Here is a 22608-nt window from a genome sequence, read left to right as displayed (position 1 = left end):
AATTTCTTGTCAATAATTTATAACAAGATATTCAAAGTTTATCGTGCTAAACTAAATTTCTCCAATTAACGAAAGGATGGTTAACGGATGATAATTTCCAAAACACGTGATTACACAGGCTTTTCGGAAGAAAGTCTTAATGAGGCAATTTCAAAGGCACTTGAAAAAGCTGAAGAACATAGTCACTTTGAAGTTATTGAGGCACGTAGCTCACAATTTGCTGATAATAAACGCCATTATTATGTAACATTAGCAACGTTTTGTGAGTGATAAATGGTGGTTTCTTTCAAAACTACTTATTAAATCCTAATTACATTAAGCGAACACGTGATGAAGTTTTAATTACCCAATAACCAGTTTTGAAAGAAGTTTACCTTATCTTAAAAGGAGTTTAACAATGGTTTACACAGTTCCTCATTATATTGGTGGCCAAACAATAATCAATGATGCGGCAAATCCACGTACTCTTTATAATCCAGCGAATGGTGAAGCAATTGGCGAGGTAAATTTAGCCGATAAAAAGATCTGTGACCTTGCCGTTGAAACTGCTCTGAAAGCTTGGCTTGACTGGGCAAATACAGCACCTGTAAAACGCGCACGTATTTTGTTTAAGTTTCGCGATCTACTAGAAAAAAATCAACGAGATTTGGCCAAATTAGTAACACAAGAACATGGTAAAACAATTGATGATGCCTTAGGTTCAGTCGCGCGCGCTATTGAGGTTGTTGAATTACATTGTGGATTAATTACTCAACTACAAGGTTATTTTACTCCAGATGTTTCTACCGATATTGATTGTTATACGTTAAGACAACCTCTAGGCGTCTGTGCAGGCGTTTCACCGTTTAATTTTCCAGTGATGGTGCCTATCTGGATGATGATTCCAGCAATTGCCTGTGGCAATACATTTATCCTTAAACCCTCAGAACAAGACCCTTCTGCGCCCGTGCGCTTACTTGAACTACTTACTGACGCAGGCTTACCGGCTGGTGTAGCTAACTGTGTTCAAGGTGATAAAAATACCGTGAACTACCTTTTAGAGCACCCCGATATCAGCGCCTTTACAGCTGTTGCCTCGACACCCGTAGCAGAATTTATTTACAAAACGGCGACGGCTAATGGCAAGCGTGCGCATACGTTTGGCGGGGCCAAGAATCACTGTGTGGTCATGCCTGATGCGGATATTAATCAAGCGGCGCATGCCATAGTAGGTGCTGCTTATGGCTCAGCGGGTGAACGCTGTATGGCAATTTCTGTTGTTGTCACCGTTGGGGAAGACACAGCTAATCGCTTATTAGATCAATTAGTTCCTTTAATACAAGCCATTCGAGTTGATGCCGGTGACACACAAGGCTGTGATATGGGCCCGTTGGTGAGCAAAGAGCACCGACAACGTGTATTGCAAGCAATTGATAAAGGAGTCGAAGAAGGCGCTAAATTAATTGTAGATGGTCGCTCTTTTAAACACCCAACTTGCCCCCAGGGATTTTTCTTAGGCCCAACTCTCTTTGATGAGGTTGATGAATCAATGTCAATTTATCAACAGGAAATCTTTGGCCCTGTTTTAGTGATCGTACGAGCTAATGATTTTGAAGAAGCGATTTCATTAGTTAATCGCCACCAGTATGGTAATGGTACAGCAATTTTTACTCGCGATGGCTATTCTGCGCGCACCTATAGCCAACGTATTCAAGTAGGGATGGTTGGTATCAATATTCCAATCCCTGTGCCTGTTGCAAGCCACCCGTTTGGCGGTTGGAAACATTCTTCTTTTGGTGATACAAACATGCATGGTGTGGAGAGTATTCACTTTTATACTCGGCTTAAAACAGTGACTAGCAAGTGGCCGGTTAATAAAAGTACTCATAATGCCTTTATCATGCCCACGCATTAAATTAAAGGCTTAGCATGCACATGATTGTCAACATTTAGCTGGAGAAAAAATGGCTCGCATTGGATTCGTGGGATTAGGGCATATGGGACTGCCAATGGCAATGAATTTAATTAAAGTAGGTCATGAGGTAACAGGCTATGATCTACAGCAAGCGGCATTAGATCAGTTGACAGCAGCAGGTGGTATTGCGGCAACGCATTTAAGGCAAGCAGCCCAGCAACAAGATATTATAATTACCATGTTGCAAACAGGCGCGCAGGTCAAAGAGGTTTGTCTTAGCGAAGAAGGTCTTTATGCTGCAGCAGGAGTGTCTACTTTACATATTGATTGTTCCACCATTGATGTTGCTACTTGTCATTATCTTAATCAACAAGCAGAACAATATCACCTAATGATGATTGATGCGCCCGTGTCAGGCGGGGTCACTGGCGCTAAAGCCGCTACCTTAACATTTATGGTAGGCGGTCAAGACACAGCGTTTGAGCAAGCAAAACCGCTATTAGAAGCCATGGGCAAACGCATTTTTCATACCGGCCCGGCCGGTAGCGGCCAAGCAGCTAAAATATGCAATAATATGATTTTAGGCATCTCAATGATTGCCATTTCTGAAGCGTTTATACTCGCTGAAAAACTAGGCTTGAGAGCAGAAAAATTATTTGAAGTAGTCAATAGCTCGTCCGGTCAATGTTGGGCACTGAGTCATTATGTACCTGTGCCAGGTATTCTCCCGCAGGTACCTGCCAATCAGGATTATCAAGCAGGTTTCACAGCTGCCATGATGCTGAAAGATTTATTGCTAAGCCAACAAGCGGCTGAAAAAGTTAATGTAGAAACAATGCTAGGCCAACAAGCAACAAATATTTATCAACAGTTTAATCAAGATGGTTTTGGGCAACTTGACTTCTCAGCAATCATTAAAACAATAAAAAGGTAAATGATGGATACGCAAGAACAGCGAGATAGCTTTTGGAATGGGCTTGCTAAGCAATATGTTGATTGGATGGCACCTTGGGATAAAGTGAGTAGCGGTGATTTTACCTCAGGCAACATACAGTGGTTTATTAATGGCAAATTAAACGTTAGCGCTAATTGCTTAGATAAACATCTACCAACTAAAGGGAACCATACTGCTATCCTTTGGGAAGGTGATAATGAACATGAACAAAAATCACTAACCTTTGCTGAGCTCCACCAAGAAGTCTGTTTAATGGCAAATGGACTTAAGTCATTAGGTATAAAAAAAGGCGATACTGTTGCTATTTATCTTCCCATGATTCCTGAAGCAATTATGGCCATGCTTGCCTGTACGCGAATTGGCGCCATCCATACCGTAGTTTTCGCAGGCTTCTCGGCCACGGCACTAAGACAGCGATTAGAGGCATCACAGTGTAAATTGTTAATTACCAGTGATAGCTATCAACGTGGTGGTAAACTATTTCCGTTAAAATTACATGCTGATGAGGCCAGCGAATCGTTAAATTTAAAGACGCTTGTCATCAAACACAGCCAAGCGCCTGTATCATTTGATCCGGTAACCAATTACTGGTGGCACGATATTAAGGCTACCGTCGATGCAAACTGCACGCCAGAAATGATGGATGCAGAAGATCCCCTTTTTATTCTTTACACATCAGGCAGCACAGGTAAACCAAAGGGTTTAGTCCATACGACCGGCGGCTATTTAGTGCAAGTCGCTTATAGTTTCCAGCAAATTTTTGCTCCTAAAGCCGATGATGTCTTTTGGTGTACTGCTGATATAGGTTGGATAACTGGCCATAGCTACTTAATTTATGGCCCACTTTGTAATGGGATTACCACGTTAGTATTTGGTGGTGTTCCTACCTGGCCTGATCCTGCACGCTGTTGGAAGATGATTGATAAATATCAGGTCAATATCTTTTATACGGCTCCTACTGCTATTCGTGCTTTAAAACGCGCAGGTGATCAATGGTTAGATAACACCAGCCGACAGTCATTACGACTTCTAGGCAGTGTCGGTGAACCAATTAGCCCAGAAGTGTGGCTCTGGTATTATGAAAAAGTTGGCGCCAAGCGCTGTCTTATTGTAGATACTTGGTGGCAAACTGAGACAGGTAGTATCATGCTTAGCCCTCAAGATAAAACATTGCAAACAGTTAAACCAGGTTGCGCTTGTCAACCTTTACCAGGCATATACCCGGTATTGCTTGATGAAAATTATCATGAAATCGCTGGCGCTGCTGAGGGCATATTAGCTATTAAATACCCATGGCCCTCGTTGGCACGAACCATTGCTGGTGATCATCCCCGTTATCGCGCTAATTATTTTCACAATGGCTATTATATAACAGGTGATGGCGCACATCGTGATGCAGAAAGTGATTATTGGATTAGTGGTCGAATTGATGATGTGTTGAATGTTTCTGGGCACCGTTTAGGCACCGCAGAAATTGAAAGTGCGCTTATTGCTCATCCTGATGTCGCTGAAGTTGCAGTTGTAGGCGTTCCGCATGCAATCAAAGGTCAAGGAATTTATGCCTTTGTGTCTTTACAAGAAGGTTGTAAGCCCAGTGCTAAATTACAAGACACACTGATTGAAAATACCAAAGCAGCTATTGGCGCAATAGCTAAGCCTGATACTATTCAATGGGTTCATGATTTGCCTAAAACAAGATCAGGTAAAATTATGCGTCGCGTACTTCGTTTAATAGCAAGTGATAGTGTTAACGCCTTAGAGGAGCTGGGTGATTTATCAACCCTTGCTAATCCACAGGCTATAGAAGAGTTATTTAAAGAAAAATCTCATCATACAAAAAGCTCAGGTGCAAGCATGCCTTAAGTATGAGTATGATGACATTCTTTTGTTTTTAGCTTAAGTCTTAAGGCCACTGATACCAATTATTCAATACCTGAATTAATTCATCAACGCCTTCTTTTTTTAGGGATGAAAACAGCTGAACCGTGATTAGCTCTGGGAGCAAATCATAATGCTTACGCACCTTTAGCGCTGTATTTTTAGCTTCACTGCGGCTAATTTTATCAACTTTAGTGAGCAAAATATGTACTGGAATTTGCCTACTAATTGCCCACTCTATCATCATTTGATCTAAATCTTTTAATGGGTGTCGGCAATCCATTAGTAAAATTAAACCACGTAAACATTGTCTAACTTCCAAATAGTGCGCTAAATTTTGTTGCCAAGCCTGCTTAACATTTAAAGCAACTTTAGCATAGCCATAGCCAGGTAAATCAACTAACCGACGCTCATCATCAAGTGCAAATAAATTGATTAACTGCGTACGGCCTGGGGTTTTACTCGTGCGAGCTAATTGTTTAACATTTGTTAAGCAATTCAAGGCGCTTGATTTTCCCGCATTAGAACGCCCTGCAAATGCAACCTCATAGCCCATATCTTTAGGTAATTGCGAAACAAGTGCTGCACTTTGTAAAAAATAGGCCTTTGAATACGGATTAATTAACATTATTATACATTTTCATTTTGGGATTTATACGTAAGCAGTGTACCATTAAATGAAGGATAATTCTGAGGTCAGCATGAAAAAAATAGTCTTTGCTATTGCTCTTGCAAGCACATTTACCGTGCAAGCCGCTGATAACACAACCGTAGCACCAGCAAAAGCCGCTACTTGCGTTGCTTGCCATGGCCCCCAGGGAAATAGTACTAATCCTCTCTGGCCAAACATTGCTGGTCAGCATGCTTCTTATTTAGAAAAGCAATTATACGATTTTAAAAAGGTCAAGACGCGCGATGTACCGGTGATGACTACTATAGCAGCGACCCTTAGTGATCAGGATATTAAAGAATTAGCCGCTTATTATGCTAAATTGCCATTGGCACAAGGCGCTACGCCACAAAAATATGTCAAACGTGGCGAAGCCATCTATCGTGGTGGCGACTTAAACAAACACATTACGGCTTGTATTGCTTGTCATGGCCCGCGTGGTACAGGAAATGCGCAAGCTAATTTTCCCGTATTATCAGGCCAGCATGCTCAATATACTATTCAACAACTACAAACCTTTAAAGAGGGTAAACGGAGCAATGATCTAAATGAAATTATGCGTGACATTAGCAACCGCATGAACCCAGAAGACATGGAAGCAGTTGCGTATTATATGCAGGGACTACATTAGACCTCTTGCCTAACCGGTAGATTTTGGTTTAGTGCAAGGCATAAATGTTTCGAGGAGCGGAGTTTACATGGAGTAATTAGGAGCACCGCAGAAACAGTTATAACGCCGCAATAAAGCAAAAGATAGCGGTTATGCAAGAGGTCTATTAAACTTTCAAGTGAGAACTAAATTATGTTAAAACGTTTGTTAGTGCTTTTTTTATTATTTCCAATGCTTGCTAGAGCAGAAGATTTTGTTGCTGGGAAAGACTATGAAGTCATTAATTCTTCCCATACCCCAGCAAATAAGGTGTTGGTGACTGAATTTTTTAGCTTTGGTTGCCCGTGGTGTTATCGCATTGAAGCCACGTTAAACCAATGGGCTAAACAGCAAGATAAAAAAGTTCAGTTTTCGCGCGTGCCTGTTATTTTCAATAAAGATTGGGCTTATTATGCTAAGGCATATTATACGGCTGACCTATTAAATATGAGTGATAAATTAAATCCTCTATTATTTAAAGCGATTCAAGTCGATAAAACACCTCTTAATACCGATCAAGCCATGGTTAGTTTCTTCACCAACCAAGGCATTGATAAAGACACGGCTGAGAGCGCTTTTACCCATTCAACAACTGTTGATATGAAAATCAATGAAGGTAATGCGCAAATGGCACGTTTTCATATTAATGTTGTTCCATCCTTTATAATTAATGGTCAATATAAAACTGATTTACAAATGGCACAAAGTGAAGAGCGATTGGTAAAAATTCTTGATTATTTAGTTAATAAATCGACACAGAAACAAGCGTCTTAAGTGATGTACAATGTGTTAGCAGTACCATTCATGGATACCGCGGTCAAGCCGCGGTAATTCATTGTTTTTTTATCGATTTTACCCTACTTCGAAATACCGTGGCTTGACCACGGTATCCATAAAGGATACAACAGTAGTATTTGTATAAGGCATTTTCTTTTAATTACTTGTTGCAAATGCCATGTTCCTCTTACTAAACCTACTGTGACTTACCTCTTAAATCAATACCCCAAACATCAACCACTTGATCATTTTCACAAACAAAAAATTTATCGAATAAGTTGATAGTCGGGTCACAATGCGGCACGATTAATTCGATTACTTCGCCAAGTTTAGGTAATATGCCATTAGCTGCGGCTGTTACTTTGCCATGCTCATCACCAAACCCACCCCACTGGTACTCTAACCCATGAGGTTTAATAATTTCAGGACGGTGTTTAACATCAAAATAAATAGATTTTGTGCCCGCATCTACTGTAACGTGTTCATTCCTATTAGCACTAATCACGGTTGTTAATAATGTCATCGCAGGTTTAAATGTTTGAAAGTAATTTAAATCATCTTTTGAGCCTATTCTTTTATACTCAACATCCATGACGGTGTAAGAACCAGGCTGAAGTTCTGTCACTTCAGATGCAAGAATATCTATGTCATAGGTTCCAGTCCCCGTACCGGTTAATATTGAACAGGGTAAACCAACTTGCTTAAACTGCTTAACCAAGTCACTAGCCATTTGCATGATTGCTAAAGATGCTTTTTTTCGTTCTTCATAACAGCTTATATGCTGTAAATTACCAGCATAACACTGCAGACCTTTTAGCTGTAGCGATTGCAACGACTGTATTTGTTTGCCAAAATCAATGGCTTGTTCAGGCCTTATGCCAGTACGTCCTATTCCAGGATCGATATCAATTAACACATTAATACTTAGCTTCTCCGCCGCAGCTGCCTCATTTAAAGCGACCGCATTAGTTTCATTATCAACAACCACCATGGTTTCAGGCGCCTGTTTAATACAAGCGAGAAGCCTTGCTATTTTATGAGTAGTGACTAGAGGGGAAGTAATTAAAATATTGCGAATACCGGCTGCAATTAATACTTCTGCTTCAGCAACTTTAGCAGCACTAATACCAATTGCACCATACGTAAGCTGTAGGGCTGCTAACGTTGAGCACTTATGTGTTTTAACATGTGGCCTAATCTTAACGTGATTAAGTCTTGCATGGTTCTGCATGACTTGTAAATTATGCAGTAGTTTAGCTTTATCAAGTACTAAACACGGCGTATCAAGCGCAAATTTTGCTAACCCAAGGTAGGTATCTCTCATACTAATCTTAAATCCAAATAATGTTTGCCAGTAAAGATAATCTTCAACGCAATACCTTGTTAAAAGCTACCCTTGTTAATAGGGTGATTCATCCTTCACATGATCAGATATGCCTGGGTTTTCTAAACTTAGAACACCTGTATTAAAATCATAAGCAAAAATTTCAGCATAACGTCCCCAATCAATCATGGTGCGCAGTACACGTTCAGCTTCTTTTTCACTAAAATAATCTTCTAACTTAGTCAGAAAACGCTCTTCCGACACACGGTGCCCAACTTTCTCATCCAATACATGACGAATATAACGCGCTAAAGGCACCTTATCTAATAAACGTTTGGTAAAGATCTGTTTTCGAGTTTGTAAATCAGCACTAGCAAATTGCCTACCTAATTCCGTTAATTGAATATCGCCATCTGAAACACGAGCAAAACCTAGAATTTCCAATGTTTCAAGTAAGGGGAATAAGTCATCAATATTCATCATTAATTCGTCAGCAAGCTCAGGTAAATCAATACGCTCACTAAATGAAGTCATTGTTTCAATCAAGCCTGATAACTCAGAAGGATCAACATCCGGTAACCGATACCCGAGACTTATTTGTCGTTCGCGATGAGAGCGTTTTGCTTTTTCCTGTAGTCTCGTGGTCATGACTGTATAAATTTCATCAACTAAGGCTTGAAACTCAGCAGTATCAGGATTACGAGGTTGCGGCATAGCCACTTGCAATTCCGTACGAATATACCCAGGATCGCTACCAAAAATAATAATTCTGTCAGCAAGCATGGCTGCTTCTTCAATGTTATGCGTTACCAATAAAATACCATTGGTATTGGTCTTTTTTTCTTGCCAAAGATTTAATAAATCCGATTTTAAATTCTCAGCTGTTAAAACATCTAATGCTGAAAATGGTTCATCCATCAATAAAACATCTGGGTTAATAACCAATGCGCGAGCAAAACCTACTCGTTGCCGCATACCGCCTGATAACTCTTTAGGAAAGGCCGATTCAAAACCGTCTAGGCCAATAATATCGATCGCTTCAATAGCCCGATGGCGGCGCTCTTCTCGGCCTATACCTTGTGCTTCCAAACCTAATTCTACATTTTCTAATACAGTTAGCCATGGCATTAACGCAAATGATTGAAAGACCATAGCAATTCCTGCAACAGGTTTTGTGACCGGTTGGCCACGATAGGTAACCTTACCTGATGAAGGAGGAACTAATCCTGCAATGATACGTAATAGCGTTGACTTACCTGAACCTGACTTGCCAAGTAAGGCCACGATTTCTCCCTCATAAAGCTTTAAATTAACATCCTCAAGAACCAAGAGCTCTTGGGTGGATGCTTTTTTGAAGGATTTTCGACAATTTTCTAATTCAATAATTGTATTGGGCATAAGCCTATAGAAACCTCAATTAAAATTAAAACGCTCATGTGCTAGACGATACAAAGGACGCCATAAGAGATGATTAAAGGCTAGCACATATAAACACATCATGCCGGTGCCTAAAGCAATTCTAGGAAAATCACCTGCTAACGTACTTGCTTGGATATATTCACCAAGGCCAGTCGCCTTTAGGGTGGTATTACCCCAGCTAACCCATTCAGCAACAATGCTCGCGTTCCAAGCACCACCCGCAGCCGTAATAGCACCTGTTATATAAAATGGAAAAATACCAGGTAGCGCAAGGCGCTTCCACCACAGCCAGCCCGACAAACCAAAGTTATCTGCAGCCAGATAAAGATCACGCGGAATGGTTGATGCACCAGCAATCACATTAAATAAAATATACCATTGTGTACCCAGAATCATTAAAGGCGTGACCCAAATTTCTACACTCAAATTAAAGCGAACGATGGCAATGACAATTAGAGGATAAAATAAATTTGCCGGAAATGCTGCAACAAATTGGATAATAGGTTGTATCTTTTGAGCAACCCGTGGCCTTAAGCCAATCCAAACACCAACTGGAATCCAAATGAGAGAACTTAAAATAATTAAAATAATAACGCGCGTACCTGTTGCGGCCCCTAGCGCGAAAACATATAAGATATCGCTAATTTTTAATTTAGCTAGAATAAATTCTAATAAAAACCAACCCCCGCTTGCAATACCAATTAATACAATACTATTCCAAATCCAATCGATACGTTTTTGATGACGAATATCAATTTCCTTACTAGCTGGCGGCCCTTTACTAAGCCAACGAGCATTAATAAATTTTTCTTTAACAATGGCAGCATTATTGCGTAGGCGCTTCATTAATTGACTGCCACGAATTAAATCAATTAACCAAGACTGATATTCCTGTTCATCGGGAGATTGTTCCATTTTGAATTTTTCAGACCAAGCAATTAATGGTCTAAAAAGAATTTGATCATAAAGAAAAATAACGATAATCATGGTTAAAATAGCATAACCCACCGCCGCTAAATTATGCTGCTCGATAGCTACAGCAATATAAGAACCTACCCCAGGTAGGCGAATATGCTGATGGGCAACAACAATGGCTTCAGAAAGTACAACAAAAAACCAGCTAGCCGACATAGAAATCATCATATTCCACAGCAGGCTTGACATGGAAAACGGCACTTCAACTTTCCAAAAACGTTGCCAAGCTGATAATTGAAACATGGACGCGGCTTCTTTTAAGTCTTCCGGTAAGGTTTTTAACGATTGATAAAAACCAAAGGTAATATTCCAAACTTGCGCTGTAAAAATAGCGAAAATAGAAGCACATTCTGGCCCTAATAAACTATTGGGAAATAAATGAATAAATCCTGTGACGGTGATTGATAAGAAGCTTAACACCGGCACTGATTGCAAAATATCAATCGCAGGAATAATAATTTGCTCAGCACGCCGATTCTTACTTGCTAGCGTTCCTACAATAAATGTAAATAAAATAGATAAAATTAAAGCAATAAACATCCGCAACACCGTACGTGCTGCATAAAAGGGCAATTTAGATGGATCAAGTGAAATAGGTAATGGATCGCCCAACTGGTAAGGAACAGCCATCTGTTGACCCGTCCAACCTAGTAAGCCTAAAATGGTTAGGACTAAAATCAATAATAAAAGATCCCAACGATTGAGAAAGCGGCTAACATTTTCACGGTTAGCAAAATAAAAAGGACTATTCTTGCGTGCCAACCTTTTCCTCCTTATTAATTATTAGGTAATAAAAATTACTCTTAGTCAAACGCTGTTCCGCAACGAATTAGGCTTAGCAATAAGACATACCTTAGCCCAAGATTTAATTCTTAAATTCTTACAGTGCTCAATATCCAAATAAAACTAAATGATAAACTAATAGGCGCAAGACATCGCGCAACTTGCAGTTTGTCTTCAAGTAAAGACGGTTTGGAAAGCTACTACTTTGATGCATTTTTGGGAAGTACCTACAGCGAGTCACAGTATTTAGGAAAGCCAACCATGGATACCGCGTTCAAGCCGCGGTAATTCGTTTTTTCTCGTACCTACACTTACCGCAAAGTAGCCCAGGCGAAACGCAGTGAAACCCGGGTTCCGGCCCTTCGGACCTGCACCCAGGCTACACTTCTTACCATTCCGATGGATACCGCGGTCATTCGGTTTTTCTCTTACCTACTTCAGCTCCGAAATACCGTGGCTTGACCACGGTATCCATAACATTTGCTTCACATTGTTAGGTACCGCGGTAATCGTTTTCTTTACTTATTTGACCAAGAATAATAATTTTACTTTCTGCCTACTTTTGCGCAGAATATCACAATTAATCAGTTATCAACAAATAGCTTAGAAATGATTTGTAGTATAATCATGTTGACTAACGCAGTTTATATTAAAAACAAGGATTAAGTCATGCGTCAACTCATTAAGTTAACTCAAGTTTTATTACTTGTCTGCCCTTTACTAAGCTATGCAGACGACACGCAGCTAGCTGTTTGGGCTAATGAAGCAATTGTAGCTACTTATACGTATAGCTATTCTAATTTTATACAACGTCAGCGCGATATCGCCCGTTATTTCACAGCGCAAGGGTGGACTGCTTATAGCAATGCCCTTAATGCATCAAAACTTCCAGAAGCTATTATGAAAAATAATTATTTTGTTAGCGCTGTGGCGACCATGCCGCCAGCCGTAAAAAGCCTAGGCCAAGGCCAATGGCAAGCAACAATGCCTGTGCTGGTTGTTTATAAAAATCCTCAATATCAACAAAAGCAAACCCTAGAAGTGACTATTAATTTTAATCAAGCACCTAGCGGCCAGGGCGTGCGAGGGCTGGCTATTAACTCTTTAAAAGCAAAGGTTATTGAGCCACCATGCGAATGCAAACCCTCTAAAGAAACCGGTACAGAACCACCCCTAAATGCACCACAATAAGACAAACTAATAAAAAAATAATAAAATTAAGCTTAGTTGGGATCCGCACATCTAATACAGCTTGGCGTGGATCACTAGGATTATAAAAAACATCAATGTCTTCGTTCTTTTCAAACGCCATCGCTGCACGATAAGCGACTCTGCGAGAATATTTACTATTAGGATTATTATGCGAGGTATCTAAAAAGAAGTACTCCCCAAGAAAATCTCGATCATATACTTGATATGTGTATTCTATTTTAGGCCATAAATGGTAACCATCTTTAGTCCATAGAAAACGGGTAATTCGCCCTTTGGTTAAAAACCAGGCGTGTGCCTTTAATAGGTTTTGCCTATCTTGCCAAAAATGCTTAAGGAGCAATAGTAATAATAATAGCCAAGCCATATCAGCAATATTTTGCCAGGAAAGAAACTCACTTAACACAAACCATCCTATTTTAAAATAATATCTATAAGTGTAGATTAAATTTAAAGCGCTTTTTTTATAATTACTTTAGTTTCTTTTTAACCCTGCTGCAGAGTTTTTATATTTCACGAAACTAGTATTTGCTTGCCTGTAAGGCCTTTTCCAAACCGTTGAAGGGCATGGATGCCCTTCATCGAGCCACATGGATGTGAAAGCGCGTTTGGAAAAGGCCTTACAGGCAAGTAAATACGGGCTAAATACGCCAAACTGGCTTTTTTACACTCTATCTGCGTTATTATCTACTTTTTCTGGCCTTGACTTCCAGAATAAATAAATCACTAATGCTACAATCACCAATAGCCCGAGGGCAAACAAAGGCCTCGTAGCGAACCAAGCAATGGCAAGAAAGATAGTCCATAAACAAAAGCCAATAACTGCAGCAATTAAGCCTGTACCAAACCCAACTAATGTGCCTAAGAAAGGCAAGACATCGGCTAAAACACTTAAAGGTCGCATCAACAATGCAAAGCCACTAATCATCATAAGTAATGTTACAAATCGTAAAACCCAAGTAATCATGCGATTTTCATCTTGGGCTTTTTTAATCATGCTATCCGTTGACTCTTGCCCTGGCGATAATAGCAATACCTCTTCGCCTGCTGCAGCCTGATAAGGCTGCAACGTTGTCCCTGTTTGCTGTGCGATAATACTGACTTGCTGTGGCAATACTGCTGCTACAGAAATTTTTAAATCGCCTACCTGAGGCGTTTGACTATTCTGTCCTATATATAATTCATCATTAGTTAATTTAACAGGCTTGTTAAATTGTGCCCCTAGCTTATCTACATTGATTTTAGACAAATCCACAGGTGTAGTTAGTGTAATTTTTTCTATTAAACTAGGTGGCAAAGTAAAATCGCCTAAGGTGACGTGCGAAGACATTTGATGTTGTGACTTTGCCGGCATTGTTGTGGGATTTTGATACGTGGTTTCTTTAAATTGTGAGCTATTAATTAAATTTTCTGACCAAATTTTTTTATAGGTGTATGTTTTAACAGTGCGCTCTGAACCACCTAATTGCTTTTCAGTCCTCGTTTTTTCTTCTTCTTGCCATTGATACATTTCTACTGTTCTAATTAAGGCAATGGCTGTTAACTGAATATCTAACAACGAGTCTTTAAGTTGCTCAGTCGTCGTTGCCAAGCCAGTTAAATAAACCACACGTAGATTATTTTTATTATCAATGGGGCTCGCAGGAACACTAATTAGTGTTTTTTTTACTTCAGCTAAAGACTGAGCCATATTAAAACCATGACGCTCATTCCAAAAGATAAGATAAATCGCAACACCAATAAGTACAAAGCCAAATAAAATACCAGCAAAGGCGTCCTTTAGGCGGCTGCCCCAAGACTTTACCGTTACCTCTTGCATATGGGCCTACTCCCGTCAATTAGCCTTAGCATCTAAAGGAAATTTTTCCTCACTGCTTCAATAGATAGCTTTTTATAAAGTATAAGCCATAATATACCCCTTCAGCTTGAAAGTACTGGATTTACACTAGCACTCCTGAAGCTTTACTTAAAAATAAATATTAAAAGTTAAGACCTTATGACGAGTTAATATAAGTCGAGTATTGCTCTTGTAGTAAACACTTATCAAGGTATAATTATGTCCCAGAGTGCATAAAACGAGGAAGCAAATGATTGCGAAGACACCATTGCATGCTAGTCACGCCGCCATGGGCGCTAGATTGGTTAATTTTCACGGCTGGGAAATGCCACTGCATTATGGCTCTCAACTTGAAGAACACCATACTGTTCGTTCCTCTGCTGGGATGTTTGACGTATCTCACATGACTATCGTTGATATTTTAGGCGCAGGCGGTAGGCAATTTTTACGTAAACTCCTTACTAATGATGTTGATCAATTACAACACAGCGGCCGCGCATTATATAGCTGTATGTGCAATGAGCACGGCGGAATTATTGATGATCTTATTGCTTATCAGCGTGCGCCTGATAATTATCGTATTGTATTAAATTCTGCAACTCGCGAGCAGGATCTTGCCTGGATTCGCAAAAAGAGTGAGGGTTTTGCAGTCGGCTTGCAAGAGCGGACTGAATTGGCTATGGTTGCGGTGCAAGGGCCTGACGCATTAGCTAAGACCATGAGTGTGCTTACGCCAGCCCAAAGCGATGCTATTTCTACCTTAACCTATTTTGAATGCGTTGATGTAGATAACTATTTTTTTGCCCGCACAGGCTATACGGGTGAAGATGGCTTAGAAATCGTTGCTCCTGCAAACGAGATTAATCAACTTTGGTCTAATTTATTAGCAGCCAACGTTAAGCCGTGTGGACTTGGTGCTCGCGATACGCTTCGACTGGAAGCAGGCATGCTTTTATATGGCCAAGATATGGATGAATCAACCACACCATTAGAATCCGGTTTAGGCTGGACTGTTAAATGGCAGCCTGAAGACCGAGACTTTATCGGCATGGGTGCTCTGTTATTTCAAAAACAACAAGGTATTAAGCGCAAGTTTGTTGGCTTGATCATGGATGAAAAAGCTATAATGCGCACAGGCCAACGCGTCGTTATTCCTAATTCACAACATGAAGGTATTATCACCAGTGGTACTTATTCCCCTACTCTAGCAAAGTCGATTGCCCTTGCTCGAGTACCGGCAGAAGCAGGTGATGAAGTCTTAGTTGATATTCGAGGTAAACTTATTTCCGCATACGTAACAAAACCAAGATTTATCCGCAATGGAAAACCTCTATAAAATAAAAATTAATAATTAAATTTATGCGATGAAGAGGAGATATCAATGTCAGATTTAAAATTTACACGCACTCATGAATGGATACAAGTTGATGGTGAAGAAGCCTTAGTTGGTATCACGGATCACGCACAACAACTTTTAGGTGATTTAGTCTTTGTTGAACTCCCTAAGGAAGGCGAAGAAGTCACTGCTGGCGATGAGTTAGGTGTTGTAGAATCAGTCAAAGCCGCATCTGATTTCTACTCACCAATCAGTGGTATCGTTATGGAAGTTAATCAGGCGGTTATTGACAATCCTGCTTTAGTAAATACAGATCCCTATAGCGCTGGATGGTTAGTAAAACTTCGTTTAACTGACGCGAGTGACTTAAGTGATTTAATGGATGCCGATCAATATGAACATGAGATTGCTGAGGAAGAATAGCTATGCCTTACGTGCCCCATACTGAAGAAGATGTTAAAGCAATGCTAGAAACGATTGGCGTTGCTCGCACAAATGATTTATTTGATGAAATTCCAGCACAACTCCACTTTCAAGGATTTAAACAAATTCCGGCTGGCATGAATGAAATGATGATGCTAAAAGAAGCCGCTCAATTAGCCAATAATAATCAAAATGGCCTTTGTTTTATTGGTGCCGGCGCTTATGATCATCATATTCCAGCAGCAGTATGGGACATTGCGTCACGAGGTGAATTTTTAACAGCCTATACACCTTATCAAGCAGAAGCAAGCCAAGGGACTTTGCAGTTACTTTATGAATTTCAAACCATGATTGCTGAATTGACTGGGATGGATGTAGCCAATGCCTCGCTTTATGATGGCGCAACCGCAGCAGCGGAAGCTATTTTAATGGCTATTCGTCTTAATCGGCACAGCAAAACAAATCGCGTTTTAATCGCCGGTACTTTGCATCCTTTTTATCGTGAAACCATTGAAACGGTGGCTCGTAATCAACATATCGAAATCATCAATCTGCCTTTTAACCAGCACGAAGGAACCACAACGCTCGCTGAGCTTGAAAAATATACCGGCCAAGACATCACGGCTTTAGTCATTGTACAGCCCAATTTTTTTGGCTGCCTTGAACCTGTTGATGAATTAACTAATTGGGGTGCAGCTAATAATACTATTGTTATTGCTTGTGTTAATCCTATTTCATTAGGCCTTCTAAAGCCCCCCGGCGAGTGGGGATTAAAGGGCGTTGATATTGTATGTGGTGAAGGGCAACCTTTAGGAGCACCAATGGCCTCAGGTGGGCCTTATTTTGGTTTCTTTAGCACGCGTCTTGAACATGTAAGGCAAATGCCTGGGCGTTTAATTGGCCGCACGGTAGATAAGGAAAATAAAACCGGTTTTACCTTAACGCTACAAGCTAGAGAGCAGCATATACGACGAGCTAAAGCCACATCAAATATTTGTACCAATCAAGGATTACTCGTTACCGCAGCAACTATTCATATGAGCTTAATTGGGCCACAAGGTTTACAATTGATAGCTGAACAATGCCATAAAAATACCGTATCATTAGTAAGCAAGCTAACGGCGATTCCAGGTATTAGGCAAGTATTTACCGCACCTTATTTCCATGAAGCATTACTACAATTTGAGCAGCCCATAGAACCTATTTTAAACGAATTAAAGGCACGCGGAATTGATGGGGGTTACCCTGTGCAAACGCATTATCCCGGGCTTGCTAATAGCTTGCTTATCTGCGCTACTGAAATGCGCACGCCTCAAGACATTGAGTTTTATGCCAATGTATTAACTGATATTATGAAGTGAGGTTGTATGTTTATTATTCAATTAACCTATAAAACTTCATTAACTGAAGTTGATAAATATTTACAAGCTCATCGGGAATATCTTGATTACTATTATAAGCAAGGATTATTAGTCGCCTCAGGGCCAATGAAACCCCGTATAGGCGGTATTATTATTGCGGCAACTAATAATAAAGCCTACCTTGAGTCTGTTTTTAAGAAAGATCCTTATTATTTAGCAGAAATTGCTGATTACGAGTTCATAGAATTTACACCAGTGATGCATTGCGACGCCTTAAAAGCGCTTATTCAAGAAACGGAGGGCAAATTATGTTAATATTTGAGCGTTCTCAAATTGGGCGTCAAGCAACTGCTCAAGGGCCCCAATCAGATACCAATTCCTTAAACATACCTGATCACTTTTTACGTAAAAGCCCTCCTCGCTTGCCCAGTTGCTCGGAATTGCAAGTAGTACGCCATTACACGAGGCTGTCCCAGCAAAACTATGCGATTGATACAAACTTTATCCCGCTGGGTTCTTGCACGATGAAATATAACCCGCGTGGCGTTCATAAGGCCGCATCGATTGCAGGATTTGTAAATCGGCATCCCTTAACACCTGAAAAATACAGCCAAGGGTATTTACAAGCTATTTATCAATTGCAGTCATACTTACTTGAAATTACTGGCATGAGCGGTATCTCGCTCACACCTATGGCAGGTTCACAAGGCGAGTTTGCAGGCGTTGCCATGATTAAAGCTTATCACCAATCACGAGGTGATACAGAGCGAACTGAAATGATTATCCCTGATGCAGCGCATGGTACAAATCCTGCCTCTGCTGTTATGTGTGGTTTTAAAATTGTAGAAATTCCTACTGCTAAAGATGGGGAACTTGATTTAGAACAATTAAAGCAAAAGGTGGGGCCTAAAACAGCGGGGATTATGTTGACTAATCCATCAACGTTAGGTTTGTTTATGAAGCAAATTACTGACATTGCCGCGATTATACACCAAGCTGGTGGCTTACTGTATTATGATGGGGCTAATTTAAATGCGATTTTAGGCCGTGTTCGCCCAGGTGATATGGGATTTGATGTGATGCATTTAAATCTGCATAAAACGTTTGCCACGCCCCATGGCAGTGGTGGGCCAGGTGCGGGCCCCGTTGCAGTGGGTAAACGTTTACTGCCTTACCTACCCCTACCTGTCGTGCTTAAAGAAGATGAAACCTATCGCTTTGCAACCAAAGCAGATTACCCACAAAGTATTGGCCGTCTATCTTGTTTTATGGGTAATGCCGGAATATTACTGCGTGCTTATTTTTATATTCGTCTTTTAGGCCAAGAAGGGTTATTACGAGTCTCGGAATTTGCCACGTTAAATGCTAATTATTTATTGGCTGCACTAACTCAAGTAGGATTTAACCCTGCTTATCCTACTAGGCGAGCTAGCCATGAGTTTGTATTAACACTAAATCAAGAAAAAAAGCACTACAGTATTACTGCTATGGATTTAGCGAAACGGCTATTAGATTATGGCTTCCATGCCCCAACCACTTATTTTCCCTTGCTTGTGCCTGAATGCTTACTCATTGAGCCTACGGAAACAGAATCTAAAGAAGAGTTAGATGGATTCATTGCAGCGATGCGCACAATTCGTACTGAAGCACAAAACCAACCAGAACTTTTAAAGCAAGCCCCTAGTAAGTTACCGGTCAAGCGCCTCGATGATGTTAAAGCGGCACGAGAACTTGATCTCAATTATTTCAGTTATTCTGAGCATAAAGCACAAGAATAATTTATACCTTTGGTTAGGAGGCTTATTTTTGACCTCCTAGCCAAAGAATTAATGATTAAATCCTGTTATAGTAAGTCTTCCTAGTTACTAAAAGAAACTATTTCTTTATTCTGGGTAAAAAGCCTTTTCTAAAAAAAAAAAATAAGTTATAACAGATTTACGTGCGTCAAGGATTGGCGGTTAAGCGTTGTGAAATAATCACAAATTAACTATTTTCATGGAGTGAAATAATGAATACGAAAGTATTTTCGCAGAGATTTAATCGGGAATTATCTTTATTAGGTTTTCCAGATGACATAACAGAAAAGACAAAAGCTGTCGCTAAGGTATTTGGTGTTACCCGCCACTTAGCTAATGGCATGATTTTTGGACAAATTTTACCTTCCTCTGATCAATTATATAAAATTGCTGAAGTTCTAGAAGTATGTCCTCAATGGTTAGGTGGTACAACAGATAGAAAGAAAGCCTTTTCTGCAAAAGAAGAAGAAGAAAACGTGTAGTTAACTCCAAATTCAGCTATAATCTTGATAGTTTAAATGACTCCTAATAAGTAACTATTAGGAGTACCCTAACTTCGAAGGTTCTTGCAATCATGGAGTGCTTAAGCTATTGCATCGCTCATTCTATTGATTTAACACGTTTAGATAATGATCTAAAATCAACTACAGGAATTTACCATACTGCGCGATCGCGAGATGTGTTAAAAATTTCGCCTATTAGCCAGCCCCATGCGACTATTTTTGCGTTTAAAAATGGCAGCGTCGTCACTTGGGGGATAAAACGTTACCAAGTTGATCCTTACTTAGATAAAATTCGCCAATTTACTATTAAACCTATTTCGGTTTTAGTAAGGGATGAGTTTACCTATCGCATAGGTGACAAAACTTCTATTGAGCCTCATGATTTTTTTGAAGTAGATTGTATCTCGCTTGAGCGTGATATGGATGGAAATGATCTTAAATTAAGTTTGTCGTATGGGTTTTCACAGTCGGTAAAATTACAATATTTCGAAACAATTATTGAAGCATTAATAGAAAAATACACACCTGTCATTCAGACATTATCAAGTACAGGACAGATGCAAATAACGCGCATGCAAATTCGGCAAATTATTGGTGAAATTTTAGGCGCTAAAAGTGAAATGAATTTAATTAGTAATTTCCTTTATCATCCTAAATACTTTTGGCAGCATCCTACCTTAGAAGAATATTACACCATGCTTGAGCGTTATCTACATATTCAACGCCGTGTTAATGCGATTAATCATCGCTTAGATACACTAAATGAAATCTTTGAAATGTTTAACAGTTATTTAGAAAACCGCCATTCACACAATTTAGAAATTGTTATTATCGTACTTATTACAATTGAAATTATTTTCGCAGTCCTTAATTTTCATTTTTAATATATTCCCGTATTTTCCTGGAAATTATAACTATCTTCCCCTACTCTTTGAGTATAAGAATTTGCAATTAATTAACCTAACTGATTCTTTAAATTACAATAGACAGGACACCCATGGTTAATTTAGTGTTTATTATTTTATTTGCTTTCATAAGCGAGGCCAATGCAAAAACTGCTGAAGCTATTTTTGCTGGTGGTAATTTTTGGCGAATGCAAGCAGAATTTAATAAAATACAGGGTGTATTAGATACAGTTGTCGGCTTTGATGGCGGCAATAGTCAAAATCCCACCTATAATCAAGTCTGCTCAGGCCAATCTGATTATTTAGAAGCAATTCATATCATTTATGATCCATATCAAATTACTTATCAACAAATTGTCGATTACTTTTGGCGCCATATTGATCCAACATCTGATAGTAACCAATTTTGTGACTCAGGCCCACAATACCGTACGGCTATTTTTTACCTTAATCAGAGCCAAAAAGAGATTGCTTTAGAGAGTAAACAAGCTATAGAAAAACGCTTTTCTAGGATTTACACTGCAGTTCGTCCCTCAACCCAATTTTACGCTGCTGATGATACGCATCAATCTTTTTATCAAAAACACCCTTTTCGTTATAGGTATTATCTTTATCAATGTGGTTATTATGAACGCTTACAAAGTTTATGGCATGCGCCTAAAAACTAAATTAAAATTAATAAAATTTGATAGATGTAATTAAAATTTGGCCAATTATTTAACTTAAGAATTATTATGCTTATACAAAATCGACAATTAAATACGACCCAACTAGAAGATTTAAGTCAATTAACTCAAACCTGCGCAGCTAAGGATGGTGGTTCGCAGACTATTTATTATGATCTTCTGCAGCAAAAACGAGATACTGAAAGCAATATCTTGTTATATCAACAGGAAACCCTAATTGGTTTCTTAAGCTTATATTTTTTCTATGAGCATGCCTGTGAAGCCAATTTATTAATTGCGCCTGAGTTTCGCTATAAAGGGATAGCCAGTCAAATTTTTACTCGCATTATGCCACTTCTTAACATGCGAGAGATGAAAGAAATCATTCTTTCAAACTCATCCTTAACCCCTAATCAATGGTTAGAAGAAATGGCGTTTGTCTACCATCATAGTGAGTATTATATGATGAGACAAAGCTATGAGCCGCTGTTAATTGGCAATCCTTTATTGTCCTTGCGTAAAGCAACTTTAGCTGATTTATCCTCTCTATGTAATATTGATGCAGCCTGTTTTTCAGTCCATCAAAACATGGTTGAACGTTTTGCTTATTTATTAAATGATAATAGCTATACCGTATTACTTGCGCTAAACGATCAAATTCCTATGGGAAAAGCACATATTCAATGGAAACCAGATAGCGCTCATTTTTCGGATATTGCTATTCTTCCGTCTTTTCAAAGAAAAGGCTTAGGCAGTGAGCTATTGGCGCATTGTATTAATGAGGCGCTCAGCATGGGTAGAATGATCATTGACTTAAATGTTGAAGCGAGTAACCAAAGAGCATTAAATCTTTATCAAAAATATGGTTTTAAAGTAAAAAATAAACAAGACTATTGGTCGATTCAAATAGACAAATTACAAGCTATGTTACCAATAATTCGCTATTAGTACGCGTTACTCATCTTCGTTGAGAACTTAAGAGACGTCTTAAAATCTTAATTATCAGCTTTAAATGAACAGGCGGCAAAAGCAGGACATACAGGAAGTGTTTGCGCAGGTTGACAGTTTTTTTGGCATAAGATTTGTCGCTAATCCCGGTTTCGCAAGAAGTGTATTAAATTCATAGTAATTACTTAGACTGAGACTTGCTTTCAAAATCTAGCAAGTACATAATTTAATTTTTATTAAGTATTAATAAACTTTACTTAATGTTCGTTTAGCGCATAAAAGCTATGATAATTTTCATGTC

The 22608-nt window shown here is 39.3% G+C and carries 22 protein-coding genes; 16 read left to right on the top strand and 6 right to left on the bottom strand.

The features are described 5' to 3' along the window. Positions 1-87 precede the first annotated feature (87 nt). The 4 genes from DYE47_RS00815 to acs all read left to right on the top strand — a co-directional run bounded on the left by DYE47_RS00815 (position 88) and on the right by acs (position 4712). Entirely contained in the window at positions 88-270 is a 183-nt protein-coding gene (locus DYE47_RS00815; protein WP_115301454.1) for a hypothetical protein, read from the top strand. A 127-nt stretch (positions 271-397) separates the two neighbouring features. Beyond that, on the top strand, positions 398-1894 hold the full coding sequence (locus DYE47_RS00810) for a CoA-acylating methylmalonate-semialdehyde dehydrogenase (RefSeq protein ID WP_115301453.1): 1497 nt from the start codon (positions 398-400) through the stop codon (positions 1892-1894). Positions 1895-1943: 49 nt separating this feature from the next. Continuing rightward, on the top strand, positions 1944-2828 hold the full coding sequence (mmsB, locus tag DYE47_RS00805; RefSeq protein WP_115301452.1) for a 3-hydroxyisobutyrate dehydrogenase: 885 nt from the start codon (positions 1944-1946) through the stop codon (positions 2826-2828). After that, positions 2829-4712: an acetate--CoA ligase gene (gene acs, locus DYE47_RS00800; protein WP_115301451.1), complete on the top strand. Its 1884-nt coding sequence runs from the start codon at positions 2829-2831 to the stop codon at positions 4710-4712. A 40-nt stretch (positions 4713-4752) separates the two neighbouring features. Here acs and yihA read toward each other — a convergent pair whose 3' ends face one another. Then, entirely contained in the window at positions 4753-5355 is a 603-nt protein-coding gene (gene yihA / locus DYE47_RS00795; protein WP_115301450.1) for a ribosome biogenesis GTP-binding protein YihA/YsxC, read from the bottom strand. Between the two features lie 73 nt (positions 5356-5428). Here yihA and DYE47_RS00790 point away from each other — a divergent pair, with 73 nt between their 5' ends. Together DYE47_RS00790 and DYE47_RS00785 are read left to right on the top strand one after the other, a co-directional pair. Continuing rightward, a complete protein-coding gene (locus tag DYE47_RS00790) occupies positions 5429-6028 on the top strand; it encodes a c-type cytochrome (protein WP_115303973.1) in 600 nt (199 codons plus the stop codon). 171 nt (positions 6029-6199) lie between these two features. Next, positions 6200-6820 carry a thiol:disulfide interchange protein DsbA/DsbL gene (locus DYE47_RS00785; protein WP_115301449.1) on the top strand — a complete coding sequence of 207 codons (621 nt, stop codon included), beginning with the start codon at positions 6200-6202 and terminating at the stop codon, positions 6818-6820. 199 nt (positions 6821-7019) lie between these two features. Here the strand turns inward: DYE47_RS00785 and DYE47_RS00775 are convergent, their stop codons facing one another. From DYE47_RS00775 to DYE47_RS00765, 3 genes are all read right to left on the bottom strand, one after another. Then, positions 7020-8147, bottom strand: a complete 1128-nt coding sequence (locus tag DYE47_RS00775; RefSeq protein ID WP_115301448.1) for a DSD1 family PLP-dependent enzyme — start codon at positions 8145-8147, stop codon at positions 7020-7022. Positions 8148-8222: 75 nt separating this feature from the next. Beyond that, a complete protein-coding gene (locus DYE47_RS00770) occupies positions 8223-9545 on the bottom strand; it encodes an ABC transporter ATP-binding protein (protein ID WP_115301447.1) in 1323 nt (440 codons plus the stop codon). Between the two features lie 15 nt (positions 9546-9560). After that, positions 9561-11171 (bottom strand): ABC transporter permease, encoded by a 1611-nt coding sequence (locus DYE47_RS00765; RefSeq protein WP_242604216.1) that lies wholly within the window; start codon positions 11169-11171, stop codon positions 9561-9563. A gap of 822 nt (positions 11172-11993) precedes the next feature. Here DYE47_RS00765 and DYE47_RS00760 point away from each other — a divergent pair. Further along, positions 11994-12515, top strand: coding sequence for a DotI/IcmL family type IV secretion protein (locus DYE47_RS00760; protein WP_115301445.1), 522 nt, complete (start codon positions 11994-11996; stop codon positions 12513-12515). Here the strand turns inward: DYE47_RS00760 and DYE47_RS00755 are convergent. Continuing rightward, the gene (locus DYE47_RS00755; RefSeq protein ID WP_341273388.1) at positions 12472-12939 is read right to left on the bottom strand and encodes a DUF3592 domain-containing protein; all 468 of its coding nucleotides are present in this window, start codon (positions 12937-12939) and stop codon (positions 12472-12474) included. The two genes, DYE47_RS00760 and DYE47_RS00755, sit on opposite strands and share 44 nt — an antisense overlap. 258 nt (positions 12940-13197) lie before the next feature. Continuing rightward, the gene (locus DYE47_RS00750; RefSeq protein WP_115301444.1) at positions 13198-14352 is read right to left on the bottom strand and encodes a TMEM43 family protein; all 1155 of its coding nucleotides are present in this window, start codon (positions 14350-14352) and stop codon (positions 13198-13200) included. A gap of 268 nt (positions 14353-14620) precedes the next feature. Between DYE47_RS00750 and gcvT the strand changes: the two genes are divergently transcribed. The 9 genes from gcvT (at position 14621) to DYE47_RS00705 (ending at position 22307) form a co-directional block, all read left to right on the top strand. Beyond that, positions 14621-15706: a glycine cleavage system aminomethyltransferase GcvT gene (gcvT, locus tag DYE47_RS00745; protein WP_115301443.1), complete on the top strand. Its 1086-nt coding sequence runs from the start codon at positions 14621-14623 to the stop codon at positions 15704-15706. A gap of 45 nt (positions 15707-15751) precedes the next feature. Next, a complete protein-coding gene (gene gcvH, locus DYE47_RS00740; RefSeq protein WP_115301442.1) occupies positions 15752-16129 on the top strand; it encodes a glycine cleavage system protein GcvH in 378 nt (125 codons plus the stop codon). Between the two features lie 2 nt (positions 16130-16131). Continuing rightward, on the top strand, positions 16132-17490 hold the full coding sequence (gene gcvPA / locus DYE47_RS00735) for an aminomethyl-transferring glycine dehydrogenase subunit GcvPA (RefSeq protein WP_115301441.1): 1359 nt from the start codon (positions 16132-16134) through the stop codon (positions 17488-17490). Positions 17491-17496: 6 nt separating this feature from the next. Beyond that, positions 17497-17805: a YciI family protein gene (locus DYE47_RS00730; protein ID WP_115301440.1), complete on the top strand. Its 309-nt coding sequence runs from the start codon at positions 17497-17499 to the stop codon at positions 17803-17805. Continuing rightward, positions 17799-19268 carry an aminomethyl-transferring glycine dehydrogenase subunit GcvPB gene (gene gcvPB, locus DYE47_RS00725; RefSeq protein WP_115301439.1) on the top strand — a complete coding sequence of 490 codons (1470 nt, stop codon included), beginning with the start codon at positions 17799-17801 and terminating at the stop codon, positions 19266-19268. Before DYE47_RS00730 ends, gcvPB begins: the two co-directional genes overlap by 7 nt. 230 nt (positions 19269-19498) lie before the next feature. Further along, the gene (locus DYE47_RS00720; protein ID WP_115301438.1) at positions 19499-19768 is read left to right on the top strand and encodes a hypothetical protein; all 270 of its coding nucleotides are present in this window, start codon (positions 19499-19501) and stop codon (positions 19766-19768) included. A 92-nt stretch (positions 19769-19860) separates the two neighbouring features. Next, positions 19861-20673, top strand: a complete 813-nt coding sequence (locus DYE47_RS00715) for an RMD1 family protein (protein WP_115301437.1) — start codon at positions 19861-19863, stop codon at positions 20671-20673. A gap of 113 nt (positions 20674-20786) precedes the next feature. Continuing rightward, positions 20787-21362 carry a peptide-methionine (S)-S-oxide reductase MsrA gene (gene msrA / locus DYE47_RS00710; protein ID WP_115301436.1) on the top strand — a complete coding sequence of 192 codons (576 nt, stop codon included), beginning with the start codon at positions 20787-20789 and terminating at the stop codon, positions 21360-21362. Between the two features lie 66 nt (positions 21363-21428). Next, positions 21429-22307 (top strand): GNAT family N-acetyltransferase, encoded by an 879-nt coding sequence (locus tag DYE47_RS00705; protein ID WP_115301435.1) that lies wholly within the window; start codon positions 21429-21431, stop codon positions 22305-22307. Positions 22308-22608: the final 301 nt, after the last annotated feature.

Origin of the sequence: Legionella beliardensis (genome assembly GCF_900452395.1) — a bacterium.
Classification (GTDB): domain Bacteria; phylum Pseudomonadota; class Gammaproteobacteria; order Legionellales; family Legionellaceae; genus Legionella_C; species Legionella_C beliardensis.
This window is presented reverse-complemented; position numbering and strand designations above follow the sequence as displayed.